Source organism: Corallococcus aberystwythensis, from assembly GCF_003612165.1.
Classification (GTDB): Bacteria; Myxococcota; Myxococcia; order Myxococcales; family Myxococcaceae; genus Corallococcus; species Corallococcus aberystwythensis.
This window is the reverse complement of the sequence record NZ_RAWK01000025.1, coordinates 22656-41877: the sequence shown is the minus strand read 5'-3', so window position 1 is coordinate 41877 and position 19222 is coordinate 22656. Positions and strand designations below refer to the sequence as shown.

General features: G+C 69.8%; 13 protein-coding genes. 9 read left to right on the top strand and 4 right to left on the bottom strand.

The features are described from left to right. Positions 1–133: 133 nt before the first annotated feature. Positions 134–499, top strand: coding sequence for a metallothionein (locus D7W81_RS06285; RefSeq protein ID WP_120554406.1), 366 nt, complete (start codon positions 134–136; stop codon positions 497–499). Between the two features lie 49 nt (positions 500–548). On the opposite strand, the gene D7W81_RS06280 is transcribed toward D7W81_RS06285, so the two are convergent. Continuing rightward, positions 549–1160, bottom strand: coding sequence for a zinc ribbon domain-containing protein (locus tag D7W81_RS06280; protein WP_120554405.1), 612 nt, complete (start codon positions 1158–1160; stop codon positions 549–551). Positions 1161–1247: 87 nt separating this feature from the next. Beyond that, a complete protein-coding gene (nadA, locus tag D7W81_RS06275) occupies positions 1248–2180 on the bottom strand; it encodes a quinolinate synthase NadA (RefSeq protein WP_120554404.1) in 933 nt (310 codons plus the stop codon). A gap of 381 nt (positions 2181–2561) precedes the next feature. On the opposite strand from nadA, the gene D7W81_RS06270 reads away from it, so the two are divergent. The 8 genes from D7W81_RS06270 (at position 2562) to D7W81_RS06235 (ending at position 14659) form a co-directional block, all read left to right on the top strand. Beyond that, positions 2562–4997, top strand: a complete 2436-nt coding sequence (locus D7W81_RS06270) for a PilZ domain-containing protein (RefSeq protein ID WP_120554403.1) — start codon at positions 2562–2564, stop codon at positions 4995–4997. Beyond that, a complete protein-coding gene (locus D7W81_RS06265; RefSeq protein WP_208721190.1) occupies positions 4997–5782 on the top strand; it encodes a methyltransferase domain-containing protein in 786 nt (261 codons plus the stop codon). Before D7W81_RS06270 ends, D7W81_RS06265 begins: the two co-directional genes overlap by 1 nt. Next, positions 5779–8706 carry an ATP-binding protein gene (locus tag D7W81_RS06260; RefSeq protein WP_120554402.1) on the top strand — a complete coding sequence of 976 codons (2928 nt, stop codon included), beginning with the start codon at positions 5779–5781 and terminating at the stop codon, positions 8704–8706. Before D7W81_RS06265 ends, D7W81_RS06260 begins: the two co-directional genes overlap by 4 nt. Positions 8707–8879: 173 nt before the next feature. Then, positions 8880–10268 (top strand): peptide MFS transporter, encoded by a 1389-nt coding sequence (locus D7W81_RS06255; RefSeq protein ID WP_120554401.1) that lies wholly within the window; start codon positions 8880–8882, stop codon positions 10266–10268. Between the two features lie 73 nt (positions 10269–10341). Beyond that, entirely contained in the window at positions 10342–10722 is a 381-nt protein-coding gene (locus D7W81_RS06250) for a hypothetical protein (RefSeq protein ID WP_120554400.1), read from the top strand. A gap of 48 nt (positions 10723–10770) precedes the next feature. Then, the gene (locus D7W81_RS06245) at positions 10771–11085 is read left to right on the top strand and encodes a hypothetical protein (RefSeq protein WP_147445361.1); all 315 of its coding nucleotides are present in this window, start codon (positions 10771–10773) and stop codon (positions 11083–11085) included. 195 nt (positions 11086–11280) lie between these two features. Further along, positions 11281–12447, top strand: coding sequence for an FIST signal transduction protein (locus tag D7W81_RS06240; protein WP_120554398.1), 1167 nt, complete (start codon positions 11281–11283; stop codon positions 12445–12447). A 16-nt stretch (positions 12448–12463) separates the two neighbouring features. After that, a complete protein-coding gene (locus D7W81_RS06235) occupies positions 12464–14659 on the top strand; it encodes a sensor histidine kinase (RefSeq protein WP_120554397.1) in 2196 nt (731 codons plus the stop codon). Here D7W81_RS06235 and D7W81_RS06230 read toward each other — a convergent pair. Next, positions 14656–16104, bottom strand: a complete 1449-nt coding sequence (locus D7W81_RS06230; RefSeq protein ID WP_120554396.1) for a POT family MFS transporter — start codon at positions 16102–16104, stop codon at positions 14656–14658. The genes D7W81_RS06235 and D7W81_RS06230 overlap by 4 nt on opposite strands. 22 nt (positions 16105–16126) lie before the next feature. After that, positions 16127–19000: an excinuclease ABC subunit UvrA gene (gene uvrA / locus D7W81_RS06225; RefSeq protein ID WP_120554395.1), complete on the bottom strand. Its 2874-nt coding sequence runs from the start codon at positions 18998–19000 to the stop codon at positions 16127–16129. Between the last annotated feature and the right edge of the window lie 222 nt (positions 19001–19222).

Here is a 19222-nt window from a genome sequence, read left to right as displayed (position 1 = left end):
AGCGCACCGTGCGCTCTGTTGATGGGTAGGCAAAGGTGCGTGCGAATGCCTTGGCAGGGGGAATGCCCTGCGCTATAGGCCGGACCGGCGGGTGCCTCCCCCAGTCTTCATGGGCCTCGCCAGGGAGAGCGACATGGCACGCAGCGCGACGTTGATGACCGCGGGATTGCTGCTGGGAGGCCTCTGGCTGGTCCCCGTCAGCGCCCACGCCTGCGAGGCCCACGCGAAGGCGGCCGCCTCCAAGGGTGACGCGCAGCAGGCCCCGGAGGCGAAGAAGGACGACGCCCCGCGCCCGCTGGAGGAGCTGGATCAGCTGCTGACGGCGAAGTGCTCCTGCGGCAGCAAGGCGGACTGCACCTGCAAGCGCGGCAAGTGCGAGTGCTCCAAGTGCTCGGGCCGCCATGCGCCGCGCCAGGTGATGGATGCGCTGCGCGGCCGTCCGGCGACGCAGGAGCTCCAGGAGGCGCGCAACGACGCCTCCGCCGGCATCTTCATCTGAAGCGGGAAGGGGGCCTGGGAAGGCCCCCGCTGCGACTCCCGGCCGTGGCTCAGGCCTGCGGGCTGGACTGACGCGCGCGCGGGGCAGGGTTGCCGCCCTCGGACACGAGCACGGGCCAGCCGCGCGCCATGGCTTCCCGGAAGAAGACCGCCAGCTCATGCCGGCTGGTGTTCACCGCGCCCTGGAACGGGTCGATGAGGGCCTCCTCGCCCAGGCTCTGCTGCGAGGACAGCTGCACCGGGTGGCCGCAGCGCTCGCAGCGGATGGACACCTGGCGCACCAGGGCCACCGGCACCGCGTAGCGGGCACTGCACTCGCCGCACTTCCACACCAGCGCGCGCTCGCCCGCCTCCCGGCGCGCCAGCTGCTCCAGCTCATCCGCCATGCGCAGGAGCGCCGGCAGGTCCTGGGGCGGCTGGGCGAAGATGGCGCTGGGGCCAAAGCCCTTGCCCGGCGAACCCAGGGCCGGGGGACGGTCCCCCTGGAGCAGGGCCCGCAGGCGGTCCCGGGCTTTCAGGTCGCGGAACTCGGCGCCAGCGAGGGCGCGCTCCACGGCCTCCATCACCGGAGGCAGGTCCGGCTCGAGGCGCTCGTCGTCCGGCAGGGTCTTGGGGAAGTCCACCAGCCGGTGGGCGGGAAGTGCGAGAAATCGGAAGGCCACGTCTCTTCCATGGCACTTGGGCCCGCCATCCGCAAGACGCGAGTTGGCATTCGTAGGACGCGAGCGACAGTCCGCTTCCCCCCTTCTTCAGGCGGACCACTCCAGCATCCGCTGCAGCGGTGCCAGCGCCGCGTGCTGCAGGTCCGGGGGCAGCACCAGCTCCGGGGTCCGGTCCCTCATGCACCGGTAGAGCTTCTCCAGCGTGTTGAGCCGCATGTACGGGCACTCGTTGCACGCGCACCCGTTGTCCGGCGGCGCCGGGATGTACGTCTTGTCCGGCGCGGACTTCTTCATCTGGTGGAGGATGCCCGCCTCCGTCACCACGATGAACTTCCGCTTCGGGCTCTTCACCACGTAATCCAAAATGGCCTTGGTGGAGCCGATGAAGTCCGCGTGCCGCAAGACCTGCTGCTCGCACTCCGGGTGGGCCACCACCTCCGCGTCCGGGTGCTCCACCTTCAGCCCCACGAGCTTCTTCTCACTGAAGATTTCGTGGACGATGCAGCTGCCCGGCCACAGCACCATGTCGCGGCCCGTCTCCTTCATCACGTGCCGGCCCAGGTGCTGATCCGGCGCGAAGAGGATGGGGCGGTCCTTCGGAATCTGGTTCACGATGCGCACGGCGTTGGACGACGTGCAGATGACGTCGCTCATCGCCTTCACCGCGGCGGAGCTGTTCACGTAGGACACCACGAAGGCGTCCGGGTGCTTGTCCTTGAAGGCCTTGAAGGCCGCGGGCGGGCAGCGGTCCGACAGTGAGCACCCGGCCTTGAGGTCCGGAAGCAACACCTGTCGGCTGGGATTCAAAATCTTGGCGGTCTCCGCCATGAAGTGCACACCGCAGAAAACAATCACATCCGCTTCGGTCCGCGCCGCGGCCTGCGCCAGGGCCAGGCTGTCACCGACGAAGTCGGCCACGTCCTGCACTTCGCTCTCCTGGTAGTAGTGCGCCAGGATGACCGCGTTCATGGAGCGCTTCAGCTCCCGGATTCCGGCCTCGTAATCCACCGTCTCGCCCATGGGGGGCCTCCTCGTCGCCCGCGCATTCTGTAACGGCGTCCGGAGCCCGGGGCCAGCGCGCTCCACCATGCCCCGCCCGTGCGGTCCTACCCACCAAGGGGTCCTGCCAGACCGCGCGCCTTTAACCTATTCCGAAAAGTCCTCTCACCCCCGCGTACATCACCTAATCCGTGGGAGCAGGTAAAGTACGCGCTGGTTGTTCGCCGGCGGCTCACCGGGGTGGCGTCACAGCGAGAGCCCCGCTGGCACCAAGAGAGAGCACCAGGCTCGGACACTCAAGGCGTGTGGATGGCGGGAACGGGGCGCGTGCGAGCCCCGCGTCGACGGGAATGGCGCCATGCACGGGCGCCGGGTGTGGCTCTTGCGCGTCGGGAAAAATCCATGAGCGTGCCGACTCACGAAGTCCTCATCGTCCACCCCAACGAGATGCGCCGCAACGCGCTCCGGGTCGCGTTGGGCGCGCACCGGGTCTCGGTGGTGGGCTCACAGCTGGAGGCCACACGGCGCATGGAGGCGTCCGTGCCCACGCTGATCATCGCGCCCGCGGACAACGCGCGCCGCTTCCTGCGCCACGTGGACCGCGCGGCGCCAGAGGCCGTCTGCGTGTTCGTCTGCGCGCGGTCGGATCAGCACGGGCTGGAGGAGCTGGTGGAGACGGCCGCGGAGGGGCACGTCTTCAGCACGGTGGACGACGCGCTGACGGAAGGGGAGCTGCGCACGCGCCTGCGCGACATCCTCCAGCTGCGCGCCTCCACGCGCGTGTCGCTGGACGCGGGCATGCGCGTGGACTTCATGCTGCGCGGCCAGCCCTTCACCGCCGAGTGCCAGGACCTGGGCCACTTCGGCGCCGCGCTCCAGGTGCCCATGGACGCGTCGCTGGCGGCCTTCCTGCCGGGCACGCCCCTGGACTCGCTGTCCATGGTGCGCGACGGCCGGCCCGTGCTCCACGTGGGCCGCGCCTACGTGCGCCACGCCACCCCCATCCAGCAGGGGACGCGCGCGTTCCTGCGCGTGGGCATCTCCTGGCGGCCCGCCTCCGACGAGGCCACGGCCGCCCCGCCTCGCACGCTGCGCGACGCGGTGGCGGTGCAGGCCGCGCTGCGCAAGGCGCTGCGGCGCGAGCTGCCCGTGTGGCTGCATCCGCCCGACAGCCAGACGGTGCACTTCCGGCTGGAGTCCGCCACGGTGGAGGCGAGCGACGAGCGGGGCCTCCTGCGCGGGCAGGTGTCCCAGGGGCTGCCCGCGAGCGTGGGGGAGGTGGTCCACCTCTCCTTCGAGATGGGCGGCCAGCGCTACCGGGGCGTCACCAGCATGCTCCACGTGGGGCATGACGGCGTGGTGCTGGGCATGCCCCGGTCGCTGGCGGTGGAGAACCGGCGCGGGCAGCAGCGCTTCCGCCCCAGCGCGCAGCACCGCTTCCTCGTGCGCTTCACGTCTCCGTTCAGCGGCCAGCGCATCACCCGCGCGGTGCTGGACCTGGGCGCGCGCGGGTTCGCCTTCCCCATCGACGCGTCGTGCGAGGTGCTGCCGGTGGGCTCGCACCTGGACACCACGCTGCTGCTGCCAGACGGCTCGGAGGTGGCGTGCCGGGTGGAGGTGCGCTCGGTGGACGTCGTCCCCTTCGAGTCCCGGCAGGATCAGCGCCTCAGGCCCTACCGCTGCGGCGTGCGCATCCTGGACATGCCGCGCGCGGTGCGCGACGCCATCGTGGACGCGTTCGTGTCCGCCAGGGCGCCCCAGGTGCGCGACGGCGCGGTGTTCCGCTTCCCGGACCTCTGGCGGATGATGGAGGACGCCCGCTACACCTTCCACCCGGATCATCCCTTCGGAGAAGAGTCGCGCGTCCTGCCCGTGCTGGAGGTGACGCACGAGCTCCTGGGCCGCGCGCGGGAGCTGGGACGCTCGCTCGTCTTCTCGGACGCGCACCGGCTCCTGGGGCACGTCAACGGCCTGCGCATGTACTCCAGCACGTGGCTGGTGCAGCACCTGGCCGTGATGCCGGGCTTCCGCCGCAGCGAGCAGATCTCCAGCGAGCTCACGTCGCTCGCGGTGGAGGTGGGCGAGGCGATGGAGGACGTGGAGTTCATCCGCTACATGTGGCGCACCGACAACCGCTGGCCACACCGGCTGGGCACGTGGCTGGCGCGCGTGCTGGAGGGCCAGGGGCTGTGCCACCTGCGCCAGTTCCACTACCTGCGCGCGGACCTGGCACTGATGCCCGCCGTGGACGCCAGGACGCTGCCCGCCGTGCGCGACGCGGGCCCGGAGGACCGCCAGTGGCTGGAGTCGTACCTGCGCCGCCGGGGGGAACTGGTGCGCCTGCTCAGCGAGGACCTGCGCGCGGACCCCGGCCCGGAAGGGGCCCTGGGCGAGCGCTTCCGTGCGGCGGGGCTGCACCGCGAGCGGCGGATGTTCGTGGTGGACGGGGACGCAGGCCCGCTGGCGCTGGCGCTCCAGGATGAGGCCACGCCGGGCCTGAGCCTCATCGAGGTCACCAACGGCTTCAACCTGGTGGTGGCGGACCGGGAGCACCCGCGCGTGAAGGACGCGGTGGCGGCGCTGACGCTGCGGTGCATGGCCCACGCGGGCGAGCGGGGCCGGCGCTCGGCGCTGGGCATGGTGGATGCGCTGGACGTGCCGACCCTGTGCGAGCGGGGCTTCGTGGACCAGGGCCGCTTCTCCGAGTGGACCTTCCACCGCTCCATGGTGCGCCGCTGGTGCGAGGCCTGGCGCTCGCTCTTCGAACGGCAGCTGCCCATGCGGCGCACGAAGCTCCGGGCCGCATCGGCTCCGGCCCAGAACCAGGAGGCGCGGTGATGTACCTCATGGAATCCGAGGGTGAGTCCCGCCGGCTCTGGGAGCAGGAGCAGTCCCAGGACACGCGCGCCGTCCTCCGCCGCACGGGCCTCAAGCCGGGGGACCGCGTGCTCGACGCGGGTTGCGGCCCCGGCGGCATCGCCGAGTTGATGGCGGAGCTGGTGGGGGAGGGCGGCCACGTCACCGGCGTGGACCTGCACGAGGGCCGCGTCGCGGAGGCGAAGGCGCGCAACGCCCACCGCCCGCACCTGACGTTCTTCCAGGGGGACGTGCGCACCACGGGGCTGCCCCCGGACGCGTTCGACTACGCCTGGAGCCAGTACGTCTTCGAGTACCTGCCGGACCGGCATGCCGCGCTCGCGGAGCTCATCCGCGTGACGCGGCCCGGGGGGCGGGTGGTGGTGTCCGACATCGACGGGCTGGGCTTCCAGAACTGGCCCTTCCCGGAGCGCCTGCACGCGGGCATGCAGCGCATGGTGGAAGCCCTGGCGTCGCGCGGGTTCGACCTGCACGTCGGCCGCAAGGTGTTCTCCGACTTCCGCCGCGCGGGGCTCGCCAACGTGCGCGTGCACCTGGTGCCCTTCTACCTCGCCGCGGGCGCCGCGGAGGACCGGCTCGTGCGGGATTGGAAGACGCGCTTCGAGGCGCTGGCCCCCGTGGGCGCGGCCGTCTTCGGCTCGCAGGAGGCCTACCAGTCGCACTGCGACGACTTCCTGGCGATGCTCGCGGACCCGGAGGGACTGAAGTACGCGGTGACACTGGTCACCGAAGGAACGAAACCGTGACCCAACGCCTTCCGGCGGTGAAGGTGCAGGACGTGTCACCGGACAACGCCCCCGAGGTGAGCGTCCGCGCCACGTCCACGCTGCTGCTCTACTTCGAGCACCGCTACGGCGCGGAGCGGCTGGCCAAGGTGTGGCGCGAGCACGGGTTCACCCTGGGGCTGGACTACATGCGCCAGCCCACGAACTACGTCTCGCTGCGCTTCCTGGAGCGCGCGGCGGCGGCGCTGCGACAGGAGTCCGGCGACTCGCGCTTCATGCGCGAGGCGGGCCTGTTCACCGCGTCGCCGCAGGCGCTGGGCTTCGTCTTCTACATGCTGCGTGCCTTTGGTTCGCCCAAGGCCTGCTACAAGCAGACCATCGACTTCTCCCCCAGCTACAACCGGGTGGGGACGTTCATGGTGGACCTGCTGGAGCACAAGCGGCTGAAGCTGTCCTACCGCAGCAGCATCCCGGAGCAGAACCGCAACGTCTGCGAGCTGCGCATGGGCCAGTTCGCGTCCTTCCCCACCATCTGGGGCCTGGCGCCCGCGGAGGTGCGGGAGACGGAGTGCCAGGTGCTGGGCGGCGAGGCGTGCCGCTACCACCTCACGTGGACGGATCCGCCCACGATGTGGGGCCACTACCTGGGCCTGCTGCTGGGCATGGTGTGCGGCCTCCTGGCCACGCACGTGGGGTGGGGGGACGCGCTCTTCTCCGTGATGTCGCTGGGCGTGGGCGGCTTCGCGCTGGGCGGCTGGCTGGACCGGCGGCGCGAAATCAAGCGCAAGGACGAACTGCTCGCGGCGCAGGCCCAGGCGAACATGGGCTCCTTGCGCGAATTGCAGCAGCGCTACGACGAGGTGTTTGGCAGCAACGTGGCCCTGGAGGACCGCGTCACGGCGCGCACGCGAGAGCTGTCGGAGGCCAACGCGAAGCTGGAGGCGGCGCTCGTCAAGCAGCGGGAGCAGGACCGGTTGAAGACGGAGTTCTTCGACAACGTGAGCCACGAGCTGCGCACGCCGCTCACGCTCATCCTGCTGTCGCTGGACGCGCTCCAGAAGGAGCCGGAGTCGCTGCCCACGGTGGTGCGGCAGCACCTGGTGACGCTGGACCGGAGCACGCAGCGGCTTCTGCGGCTCATCGACAACCTGCTCAACCTGGCCCAGCTGGAGGCGGGCAAGGTGCGCCTGCGCTACCAGCCGCTGGAGCTGCACGCGTTCCTGTCCTCGCAGCTGTTGCCCTTCCGCACCGTGGCGGAGAAGCAGGGGCTCACCCTCACGCTGGAGGGCGGCCCGGTGTCTCCGGTGCACGTGGACGCGGAGCGCATCGAGGGCGTGTTCCACAACCTGGTGTCCAACGCGCTCAAGTTCACCCCGGCGGGCGGCAGCATCGCGGTGCGCCTGCGCGAGGACGCCACGGACGTGCACGTGGAGGTGGTGGACACGGGGCAGGGCATGGCGCCCGCGGACCTGGCCGTCATCTTCGACCGGTTCGCCCAGGCGGACACGTCCGGCACGCGGCGCTTCGGCGGCAGTGGCATTGGTCTGGCGCTGGTGAAGGAGACGCTGGAGCTGCACTCGGGCGACATCGAGGTGTCGAGCACGCCGGGGCAGGGCTCCAGCTTCCGCGTGCGTCTGCCCAAGGGCACCCAGCACCTGCGCGAGGACCTGCGCGAGCGCCGCGCCACGGACCTGCCCACGCGCCGCGAGCGCCGCAGCTCCGGACGCTTCGCCACCGTGCTGGCCGCCACCGTCGCCGGGGCGCAGCGCCCCACGGAGCCGCAGGACCACACGCGCGCGGACGCGAAGGCCCCGCGCATCCTGGTGGTGGAGGACGACGCGGAGATCCGCGCCTTCATCGCGGACATCCTCGCGCCGGGCTACCGCGTGCTGGAGGCCACCAACGGCGAGGAGGGCGTGCGCCGAGCGCTGGAGGAGCGGCCGGACCTGGTGGTGTCCGACGTGATGATGCCGGTGCTGTCCGGCCTGAACCTCCTGGTGCAGCTGCGCGCCCACGCGCAGACGGTGGACCTGCCCGTCATCCTGCTCACCGCACGGCAGGAGGTCTCCGCCAAGGTGGAGGCCCTGGGCGCGGGCGCCAACGACTACCTGGGCAAGCCCTTCAGCCCGCGCGAGCTCCTGGCGCGCGTGGAGACGCAGCTGCGCCTGCGCGAGGCGGCCGTGCGCGCGGCGGAGAACGAGCGGCTGGCGGCCATCGGCCTGCTCACCTCCGGCTTCGCGCACGAGGTGCGAAACCCCCTCAACGGGCTGATGAACGCGCTCATCCCGCTGAAGGAGGTGGTCCAGGGCAAGCAGACCGGCGGCGACCCCAACCTGGGCCCCGCCATGCTGGAGGTGATGGAGGAGTGCGGCCAGCGCATCCGCCACCTGGCGGAGTCACTCCTGTCCTTCGTGCGCACGGCGGAGAAGCCCGTGGCGGTGCGGTTGGACACGGCGCTCGACTCCACGCTCAACGTGCTGGGCTGGCGCATCCCGTCCGGCGTCGTGGTGGAGCGCACCTACCAGTGCGCGGACCCCATCTGGGGAGACCCCGGCACCCTCAACCAGGTGTGGCTGAACCTCCTGGACAATGCCTTGCGCGCGGTGGGCGACACCGGCCGCGTGCAGGTGGAGACGGCGCAGCAGGGCGATGAGGCCATCGTCACCATCAAGGACACCGGCGTGGGCATCCGCCCGGAGGACCTGGAGCGGCTCTTCCAGCCGTTCTTCTCCACCCGCGCAGCGGGGGAGGGCACGGGGCTGGGGCTGGCGCTCAGCCGCCGCATCGTCCTGCAGCACGGCGGCCGCATCGGCATCACCAGCCAGATGGGGAAGGGCACCCGGGTAGAGGTCCGGCTGCCCCTGCGCCCGGCGCACGCGGAGCCCCTGGCCTCCACCCCCACCACGGGTGCGAGTCGGGGCCGCTGGTCGCGGCGCATGGGCTGACGCGGCCGGCCACGAACGGAAGGGGCGCGGGGGCTCAACGGGCCGCTCGCGCAGGGAGCGGGAATTCCCAAGGACGCGCGGTGTCCTCTGTCCTCGCTGATCGCGTGACTCCTGTTACAGTCGCGCGACTTTTTCGTTCCCCCTCACAGACATCCGTTCGAGGAACTCACGGCATGCAAAGCACCGTCGCCGCGGGCGAGGCCCGCAAGGGGCATCCCCCGGGCCTGTATTTGTTGTTCGCCACCGAGATGTGGGAGCGCATGTCCTATTACGGCATGCGCGGCCTGCTGGTGCTCTTCCTCACCGACAAGATTCGGGGTGGCTTTGGCTGGTCCACGGCGGATGCGCTGGGCCTTTACGGCACGTACACCGGCCTCGTGTACCTGACGCCCATCCTGGGCGGCTACATCGCGGACCGCTTCATCGGCCAGCGCAAGGCGGTGCTGCTGGGCGGTGTGCTGATGATCATCGGCCACCTGCTCCTGGCGCTACCCGGCATCTCCATCTTCTACGCGGGCCTGGGCTTCCTCATCATCGGCAACGGCTTCTTCAAGCCGAACATCTCCACCATGGTGGGCGGGCTGTACCCCGCGGGTGACGGCCGGCGCGACGGTGCCTTCACCATCTTCTACATGGGCATCAACCTGGGCGCGGTGCTGGGCAACTTCATCTGCGGCACGCTGGGTGAGCGCGTGGGCTGGCACTGGGGCTTCGGCTCCGCCGGCGTGGGCATGCCCCTGGGCGTCATCATCTTCGTGGCCCTGTCCGGGCGGCTGCTGGGCAACGTGGGCCTGGCGCCCGCGCCGCGCCCCACCGTGGCGCAGACGACGACGGCGGACGGCAAGCGCCACGCCTTCAGCCGCCAGGAGTGGGACCGCATCATCGTCATCTTCATCATCGCGCTGTTCGTGGTCGCGTTCTGGACGGGCTTCGAGCAGGCGGGCGGCCTGATGAACCTCTACACGGACCAGAAGGTGGACCGCTCCATGTTCGGCTGGACGGTGCCCACGACGTGGTTCCAGAACTTCAACTCCGTGTTCATCGTGGCGCTGGCGCCGGTGTTCGCGATGGTGTGGAGCTCGCTGGCGGCGAAGGGCAAGGACCTGAGCATCCCGGTGAAGATGTCCCTGGGGCTCATCTTCCTGTCGGTCGGCTTCGCCTTCATGCTGGGCGCCTCCAAGGAGAGCGCGGCGGACGGCAAGGCGGCGGCGTGGTGGGTCATCATGGCGTACCTCTTCCACACCATGGGCGAGCTGTGCCTGTCCCCGGTGGGCCTCTCCATGGTCAGCAAGGTGGCGCCCCAGCGCGTCGTCTCCGCGATGATGGGCGTGTGGTTCCTGGCGAACGCGGTGGCCAACAAGCTGTCCGGCGTGCTGGGCGGCTACTCGGAGAAGATGGGTGAGTTCAGCGTGTTCCTCACCATCGTCGTCGGCGCGGCCCTGGCGGGCGTCATCCTGCTGTTCCTCGCCCCCATGCTGAAGCGGATGATGCACGGCACGGACGAAGTGACGCCGGCTCCGGCGCCCACGGCCCAGCAGGGCAGCATCCACCCGGCCACCTGAGCCAGGGGCGGTCTCCCTGAAACACCCACGCCGGAGCGCCCCTGGGTGCTCCGGCGTTTTCTTTGGGCCTGGAATGAACACCTCCGAAGGCAGACAGGCGCTGGATGAGATCGCGGAGCATTGGGCCCTCCACGACGGGACGCTTCGTGCGTTCGCGGTCCAGACGCGGGAGGGGGCAGGGGTTGTCATCGACATCACCTGTGTCCCGCGACCGGAGAGCCCCGTGGCGGAACTCCACCTGCGACTCAGCGGCGTGACCCGGTTCGACCTGGCCTGGGACGAGGGCTCCGCGTTCTATTTCGTCCCGGGCTACACGGCCTTCATCCTGGAGTCGGGTTCGGCCTACCTCTCGCTCGACCCGTATGACGACAGGGCGGCAGCGCCCGATTCAAGGGATGGCGGTGTCATCGAGGCACGGCACATCCACGCCGGGTTCGTCATGAAACGGCCCTGATGAGCGTCGCAATCGCATCCGAACATCAGGCTTCCGTAGGTGATCGCCATGCAGCTCGGGAACATCGGATGGGACCGTCTCCACGATGCAACGCTGGTTGCCGTGACCACGGAGTGGGCGTCGGGTGAGACCCGCGTCCGGGTGCGGCTGAGCGAGGAGGCCGCGCGCGGTGCCGGAGTCCATGTCACGGGAACGAAGCTGCTTCGCTGTCCCCGCGAACAACCCTGGGGCCCCAGCGTGTCGATCAATGAAGTCCGCCTCCTCTCCCTACGGGATGGACGGAAGCGACTGGAGATCGAGGTTCAGAGCGGAGACGTGATCGAGATCGAGGGTGACGCTGTTGAACTCAACGTCGAGGCCTGACCCCAGGTGGATGCAGGGACAATGGCCCGGGTGCCGTGCCCACCGCCTGGCAGGGCCTGGTCCACCGGCCACCTGAGCCAGGAGCGGCCTGCTGAAGCACGAACGCCGGAGCGCCCCCTGGGTGCTCCGGCGTTTTTCATGGGCCCTGGCGTCCCTGCACGCCCGCTCTCGCGTGAGTATCGATTCAAGGAGCCCATGTGGATTCACATTGGAAAGAGCCGCTCGCCGGACTGCACAGCGGCCGCGCGGGAAGCGAGCCAGGAGGCGCTGCGCGGAGCGGACGCCGCCACCTTCGCGCTGGTCCTGTGCACGGACCAGTACGACGCGGTGGCGTTGGCGTCCGCGGTCCGTGAACAGCTGGGGGACATTCCCTGGGCCGGGTGCAGCGCGGCGGGGGTCTTCGCGGGAACCGAGCTGCTGCTCCAGGGGCTGGTCATCGCGCTCTTCCTCGGCGACGACTTCCGCGTCGGCGTGGGAATGGGCGGGCCGGTCAGTGAGCGCCCCAGAGCGGCCGGACGCGCGGCGGTGGCAGAGGCCGTCAGCCAGCTGCCTCCCAAGCCGCCGGGACACCGGCGTGCGCTGCTCATCCTGCCGGACGCGCTGAGCGGCAATCCGACGGAGGTCGTGCGCGGGGCCCAGCAGGAAGCGGGCGCGGGCATCCGTTGGGCAGGAGGCGGAGCGGGCAACAACCTCCGGTTCGTGAAGACGGCCCAGTTCACGCAAGGGCGTGCCTACCAGGACCAGGTGGTGGTGATTGCCTTCGATGCCCGGGAGCCGTTCGGCGTCGGCATCCAGCACGGCTGGTCGCCGTATGGCCCCCCCTCCCAGGTCACGAAGGCCCGGGGCGCGACCGCCGTCGAGCTCGACTACGAGAGCGCCTTTGATGTCTACCAGCGCACGGCCGCGAGCCGGGGGGACGCCCTGGATGCGCAGAGCTTCGCCCGCTTCGCGATGACCCATCCGCTGGGGATTCCCCAGGCCAACGGCGAGTTCGTGATCCGCGACCCCCTGTCCGTCGACCCCGATGGTTCGGTCCGCTTCGTCGCCGAGATTCCGGACGGCTCCCTGGTCCGCGTGATGGAGGGCAAGCGCACGGACCTGCTCGACGCCGCGGCGGGCGCCGCCACCCTGGCCCGGCAAGCCACCCCTGGCGCGCTGGGTGGCGCGGTGGTGTTCGATTGCGTCTCCCGGTACCTCCTCCTGGAAGAGGGCGTCCAGGACGAGCTGTCGAGGTTCCAGAACGCGCTCGGAGCGGGCGTCCCGGTCGTGGGCTGCCTGACCCTTGGCGAGGTGGGGGCCATGGGCGGTGGGGTCCCCCAGTTCCACAACAAGACGGCGGTGGTGGTCGCCCTGCCTGGGTGAGGGGACGAGGTGGCGCATGGGGGAACACGGCGCGGACGCGGAGCACAAGCTCACCGAGGAGCGCCTCGCGCTGCTGAGCGTGCTCCAGGAGCTCACCGTCGCGGCGCTCGACCTCCTGGATCCAAACAAGCCCGCGGACGACTTCCTGGACCGCGTCGCGGAGCGGCTGGGGTGCGCGGTGGCCCTCTGGCTCCAGTCGGATGCGCGGGGCCAGGTCTGTCTCCAGGGGTCGAGCGGACTGTCCGCGGCCTCCCGCCAACTCCCGCTGGGGGGACTGACCCAGGACAGCCTGTCCTATCCGGAGCTGGCCTCGCCGGGGCTCGTGCGCTGGTCCGTGCCTATCGAGGCCGCCGGGCCTGCATCCAGCGTGCTGCTGCTGTACTTCGACCGCGAGCCGCACCTGCCACGGCAATACCGGGGCATGGTGGAGCGGCTCGGCGGCGTGCTCCGCACCGCGCTCATCCACCGGCAGCTCTTCGCGCGGACCCTGGAGAGCGAGCGCGCGCTCCAGCACGAGCGGGACTTCAGCTCGGCCGTCCTGGACACGGCCCGCGCCCTGGTCATCGTCCTGGATCCGGAAGGCCGCATCGTCCGCTTCAACCGGGCGTGCCAGGAGATGACGGGCTACTCCTTCGAGGAGCTGCGCGGCGCGTATTTCTGGACGCGGCTCCAGCCGCCGGAAGAGGCGGCGCGGGTGGCGCGGAACTTCGCCGTGCTCGCGGAGGGGCGGGGGTTCGAGCAGGCCGAGAATCACTGGCTGACCCGCGGGGGAGAGCGCCGCCTCATCTCCTGGTCCAGCAACGTCCTGCGAGGCGAGTCGGGAGCCATCGAGTACGTCATCGGCACCGGCATCGACATCACCGATCACCGCCGGGCCGAGCAGGAGCGCGACCAGACCTTCCAGCGGGAGCAGCAGGCGCGTGCCCGGGCCGAGGAGCAGGAGGGACGCTCCGCGCTCCTGGCGGAAGCCTCCGGGCTGCTCACGGGCTCGCTCGCGCCCGAGGACGCGCTGCGGAGCGTGGCCGCGCTGACCGTCCAGCGGTTCGCGGACTGGTGCGCGGTCGACCTGCTGGGCGGGAGTCATGCCTGTCAGCGGATCACCGAGGCCCGCTCCGAAGCGCTGCGCGCAACCTCGCCCGCGCGGATGCAGTGCGCGCTGCCGGACCTGAACGCCGCGCACGGCCCGGGGAGGGTGCTCCGCCTGGGCGAACCGGAGTTCTGCCCGGAGGGGTGCGCCGCCATGTCACTGGGGTGCGTCCGGAACGGACAGGCGCTGACCGAGGTCGTCGAGTTCCAGTCGTGGATTTCCGTGCCGCTGCTCGCGCGGGACCATGCGCTCGGCGCGCTCACGCTCGCCCGGCTGGAGGGCAGTGGCCCGTATGGCCCGGCGGATTTCGCGCTCGCGCAGGAGCTGGCCCGCCGCGCGGCGATGGCCCTGGACAACGCCCGCCTCTATCAGCAGGCCCAGCTGGCGGTGGGCCTCCGGGATGAGTTCCTCTCCATCGCCTCGCATGAGCTGAAGACCCCCGTCACCTCGCTCCAGTTGTCGGTGCAGGGGCTGATGCGCCTGGGCCGGACTGGCGCGCTGCGGACCGCGTCAGTGGAGGCCGTGACCCACTCCCTGGAGGTCATCGAGCGTCAGGCGAAGCGGATGGCGAAGCTCGTGAACACCCTGCTGGACGTCTCGCGCATCCATGCCGGGCGGCTGGAGCTGGAGTTCGAGGAGGTGGACCTCGCCGCGCTGGTGCGGGACGTCGCGGCGCGCTTCGCGCCCGAGCTGGCCACGTCGGGGACCCGGCTCCTGGTCCACGCGGACACGCCAGTCCCGGGCGTGTGGGACCGGTCGCGGTTGGATCAGATCGTCACCAACCTGCTCTCCAATGCCATCAAGTATGGCGAAGGAAGGCCCATCGAGCTTCGCGTGGAGGGGGACGCCGTGATGGCCCGCCTGGAGGTCCAGGATCAAGGCATTGGCATCCCGGCGGAGCGGCACGCGCGCATCTTCCGGGCCTTCGAGCGCGCGGTGTCCTCGCGCCACTACGGTGGGCTGGGACTGGGCCTCCACATCGTGAACCAGCTTGTTGAAAGGCTGGGGGGCTCGGTCCGCGTCGAAAGCGAGACGGGGCAGGGCGCCACCTTCACGGTGGAGCTTCCGCGCCGGGGGCCCACCGCGTCTCCCGCGGTGGACCCGGCCGTGCAAGAGGGGCCTTAAGCCGGCTTCGGCTCCACCGAGGGGTTGCGGCCGTCCATGGGGGCCTGCGCGTCCGTCTGGTAGTAGTCGCGCACGACGTATTTGCGGGCCACCAGCGCCATGCCCACGGCGGCCGCGGACGCCAGGGCCGCGTAGAAGAAGAACTGGGCGGCGCCCGTGAAGACGTTGAGCGCCGCGGCGATGGCCACCGCCACGTTCGCCAGCGTGTTCGTCACCAGCCACACGCTCTGCACGGTGCCCTTCATCTCGCGGGGCGCCTGCGTGTACGCGAACTCCAGGCCCGTGGTGGACATGAGGATCTCCCCCAGCGTCAGCACGATGTACGGCAGCAGCTGCCAGGCGATGTTCAGCGTCGTGCCGCCCTCCATCACCACCTGGAAGAAGCCGGCGATGACGAACGACACCGCGCCAAACACCAGCCCCATGGGCATGCGCCTGAGCGGCGTCAGCTCCCAGCCCAGGCGCTGGAAGGCCGGGTAGATGATGACGGTGAGGAACGGAATCAGCACCATCACCAGCGCCGGGTTGATGAACTGCATCTGGCTGGGCTGGAACACGACGCTGCCCACGTGCGGATCCATGGCGCGCGCCTGCACCACCCAGGTGGACGCCTTCTGGTCGAACAACATCCAGAAGAAGGGGACGAAGGGCAGCATCAGCCCGGCCACCCGGAACACGGCCTTCACGCCCTCCACCGCCTCGGGCGGGTGCGCGGCCTTGGCCTTGTCCAACCAGTGGGCGCCCTTCGGGGCGTCACCCTTGAACGCGCTGAACACCACCTTGAGGAACGAGTGCGGGTTGGGGCCCGTGGGCGGCACCATCACGTAGTGCTTGCGGCCGGCCCAGAAGATGACCGTCGCCAGGAACATCAGGATGCCCGGCACGCCGAAGGCCACCGCCGGCCCGAACTTCGTCATCAACAGCGGCACGAACAGCGACGCGAAGAACGAACCGAAGTTGATGGTCCAGTAGAAGATGGCGTAGACCTTCTTCACCAGGTGGCGGTTGCTGTGGGTGAACTGGTCGCCCACCATCGCGGAGACGCACGGCTTGATGCCGCCGCTGCCTATCGCGATGAGCGTCAGGCCCGTGTAGAAGCCCGTCGCGTTGTCCTCGAAGAGCGCCAGACACGCGTGCCCGCCGCAGTACACGAGGCTCAGCACGAAGATGGTGTGGAACTTCCCGAAGAAGCGGTCCGCCAGGTAACCGCCAATGAGCGGGAAGAAGTACACCCCCGCCATGAACAGGTGGAACAGGCCCTTCGCCTGCGCCTCCCGCAGCCCTGTCTCCGGCACCTGCGTGCGCAAGAGGTAGTCGATGAAGAACACCGTGAGGATGTTCCGCATCCCGTAGAAGCTGAAGCGCTCACAGGCCTCGTTCCCGATGATGTAGGGAATCTGGGGCGGGAAGCGCTGGTCGGTGGGGGCGGTCGAGGTTTCGGCCATGCCCCCACCCTACCGGGGCCCCTCAGGCCGCGTCCACGCGCTTGCCAACCCGGGCCCGGCGCGCCTTGCCCAGCACGTGCTTGAGGTAGCGGCCGGTGTGGCTGGCCTCCACCTTCGCGACCTCTTCCGGAGTGCCGGTGGCCAATATCTGCCCGCCGCCCGAGCCGCCCTCGGGCCCCAGGTCGATGAGCCAGTCCGCGCTCTTGATGACGTCCAGGTTGTGCTCGATGACGAGCACGCTGTTGCCCGCCTCCACCAGCCGGTTGAGCACGGACAGGAGCTTGCGGATGTCCTCGAAGTGCAGGCCCGTGGTGGGCTCGTCCAGGATGTAGAGCGTGCGGCCGGTGGCCACGCGCGCCAGCTCTCGCGCCAGCTTGATGCGCTGCGCCTCCCCGCCGGACAGGGTGGGGGACGGCTGCCCCAGCCGCAGGTAGCCCAGGCCCACGTCGGTGAGCGTGGTGAGCACGCGCATGATGTCCTTGTGCGCGCCGAAGTGGTCCACCGCTTCGCGCACGCTCAGGTCCAGCGTCTCCGCGATGTTCTTGCCCTTGTAGCGCACGCGCAGCGTGGCTTCGTTGAAGCGCTTGCCGTTGCACACCTCGCAGGGGACGTAGACGTCCGCCAGGAAGTGCATCTCCACCAGCTTCACGCCGTCGCCCTCGCACGCCTCGCAGCGGCCGCCCTTGATGTTGAAGCTGAAGCGGCCCGGGCCGTAGCCGAACGTGCGCGCCTCCGCCGTCATCGCGAACACTTCCCGGATGGCGTCGAACACCTTGGTGTACGTGGCCGGGTTGCTGCGCGGCGTGCGGCCAATGGGCCGCTGGTCGATGTCGATGACCTTGTCCAGGTGCTCCAGGCCCTTGATGGACTTGTGCTTCCCCATGGGCTCGCGGCTGTCGTAGAGCGCGCGCGCCAGGGCCGGGTACAGGATTTCGTTGATCAGCGTGGACTTGCCCGCGCCGGACACGCCCGTCACCGCCGTGAAGATGCCCAGCGGGATGTCCGCGTCCACGTTGCGCAGGTTATTCTCCGTCGCGCCCACGATGGAGATCTGATGCTTGGGATTGGGCTTGCGGCGCGTCTCCGGGATTTCAATCTCCTGGCGTCCGGACAGGTACGCGCCGGTGATGCTGCCCTCGTCCGCCATCACCTGCTTGGGCGTGCCCTGGGACACCACCTGCCCGCCCAGCTCGCCCGCGCCGGGGCCGAAGTCCACCAGGTAGTCCGCCTCCTCCATCGTCTCCTCGTCGTGCTCCACGACGATGACGGAGTTGCCCAGGTCGCGCAGCCGCTTGAGCGTGGTCAGCAGCTTGCCGTTGTCGCGCTGGTGCAGGCCGATGGAGGGCTCGTCCAGGATGTAGATGACGCCCGTCAGCTCGCTGCCCATCTGCGACGCCAGCCGGATGCGCTGGCTCTCACCGCCGGACAGCGTGGACGCGGTGCGGTCCAGCGTGAGGTAGCCCAGGCCCACGTCCACCAGGAAGGACAGGCGGCTGCGGATCTCCTTGAGCAGCTCCTGGGCAATCTTCTCCTCCTGCGCGCTCAGGCCCATCTGCGTGAGGAAGGTGCGCGCCTCCGTGATGGTCATCTGGCTCAGGTTCACGAGCGTGCGCTCATGCACCTTCACCGCGCGGCTCTCCGGGCGCAGGCGCTCGCCCTTGCAGGACGGGCAGGGCTTGTCGCTGAAGTACTTCTGGAGCTCCGCCTTGCGCGCCTCCGACGTCGTGGTCTTGAAGTTGCGCATGGTGCGGGCGAGCAGGCCCTCCCACTCCATGTTGTACTGGCCGTTGTCGCCCCACTGCACGGTGAAGGACTTGCCCTTCACCCCGTTCATCAGGACGTCCTTCTCCCGCTTGGACAGCTTCGCGTACGGCACGTCCAGATCAATCTTGAACGCGGACGCCAGGCTCTCCACGAAGTCCGCCGTCCAGCCCTCGCCGCGGTTCATGCCGCTGGCCCACGGTTCAATCGCGCCGTCGCGGATGCTGCGGCTCTGGTCCGGCACCAGCAGGTCCGCGTCCATCTCCGGACGGGTGCCCAGGCCGTTGCAGTCCGTGCACATGCCCAGCGGGTTGTTGAAGGAGAACGACGCGGGCGTGAGGTCCCCGAAGGACAGACCGCACGCGGGGCACGCGTTCAGTTCGCTCATCACGCGGTCGGACGCGAGCGTTCCCTTCTCATCCGTGATGATGAGCGTGCCCTTGCCCTCGCGCAGCGCGGTCTCCACGGAGTCCGTCAGGCGCGTGCGCAGGTCCGGCTTCAACACCAGACGGTCGATGATGAGCGCGATGTCGTGCTTGGACTTCTTGTCCAGCTCGATGCGCTCCTCCAGTTCGCGCACCTTCCCGTCCACGCGCGCGCGGGAGAAGCCGCGCTTCTGCGCCTCCGCCAGCAGGTCCTTGTGCTCACCCTTGCGGTTGGTGACGATGGGCGCCAGCACCTGGAGCTTGGTGCCCGCGGGCAGCTTCATGATCTCATCCACGATCTGCTGCGCGCTCTGCTTGCCCACCTTGCGGCCGCATTGGGGGCAGTGCTGCACACCAATGGAGGCGTAGAGCACGCGCAGGTAGTCGTGCACCTCCGTGACGGTGCCCACCGTGGAGCGCGGGTTGTTGCTGGCCGCCTTCTGCTCGATGGAGATGGTGGGCGACAGGCCGCGCAGCGTGTCGTAGCGGGGCTTCTCCATCTGCCCCAGGAACTGGCGCGCATAGGAGGAGAGGCTTTCGACGTAGCGGCGCTGGCCCTCCGCGTAGAGCGTGTCGAACGCGAGCGAGCTCTTGCCGGAGCCCGACACGCCGGTGAACACCACGAGCTTCTTCTTCGGGATGTCCAGGGAGACGGTCTTGAGGTTGTGTTCCCTGGCACCACGGATGGAGATGACGTCGGGCTCGGACATGGGGGCGCGCTTTATCACTGAAAGGGTGTTCCGGTGCATGCAAAGACGCACGCCCGGAGCGGTTCTTGAGAAACACGCGGGACGCCCGCCCGCATCCCCCAACCAGACGGACATCCGGCCGTCCTGCGCGCTCCACTCATACCGGCTGGAAGTCTCACGGCCTCCGAGGGCAGGGAGTCGGTGTGCCACCGACCGTTTTTGAAGCTTTTGCAGCCGCTTCCA

Bases quoted from the DNA above. Each gene is read 5' to 3' on its own strand.
- D7W81_RS06285 (WP_120554406.1), top strand. From the start codon at position 134: ATGGCACGCAGCGCGACGTTGATGACCGCGGGATTGCTGCTGGGAGGC.
- nadA (WP_120554404.1), bottom strand. From the start codon at position 2,180: ATGGGCGAGACGGTGGATTACGAGGCCGGAATCCGGGAGCTGAAGCGC.
- D7W81_RS06270 (WP_120554403.1), top strand. From the start codon at position 2,562: ATGAGCGTGCCGACTCACGAAGTCCTCATCGTCCACCCCAACGAGATG.
- D7W81_RS06265 (WP_208721190.1), top strand. From the start codon at position 4,997: ATGTACCTCATGGAATCCGAGGGTGAGTCCCGCCGGCTCTGGGAGCAG.
- D7W81_RS06255 (WP_120554401.1), top strand. From the start codon at position 8,880: ATGCAAAGCACCGTCGCCGCGGGCGAGGCCCGCAAGGGGCATCCCCCG.
- D7W81_RS06250 (WP_120554400.1), top strand. From the start codon at position 10,342: ATGAACACCTCCGAAGGCAGACAGGCGCTGGATGAGATCGCGGAGCAT.
- D7W81_RS06245 (WP_147445361.1), top strand. From the start codon at position 10,771: ATGCAGCTCGGGAACATCGGATGGGACCGTCTCCACGATGCAACGCTG.
- D7W81_RS06240 (WP_120554398.1), top strand. From the start codon at position 11,281: ATGTGGATTCACATTGGAAAGAGCCGCTCGCCGGACTGCACAGCGGCC.
- D7W81_RS06235 (WP_120554397.1), top strand. From the start codon at position 12,464: ATGGGGGAACACGGCGCGGACGCGGAGCACAAGCTCACCGAGGAGCGC.
- D7W81_RS06230 (WP_120554396.1), bottom strand. From the start codon at position 16,104: ATGGCCGAAACCTCGACCGCCCCCACCGACCAGCGCTTCCCGCCCCAG.
- uvrA (WP_120554395.1), bottom strand. From the start codon at position 19,000: ATGTCCGAGCCCGACGTCATCTCCATCCGTGGTGCCAGGGAACACAAC.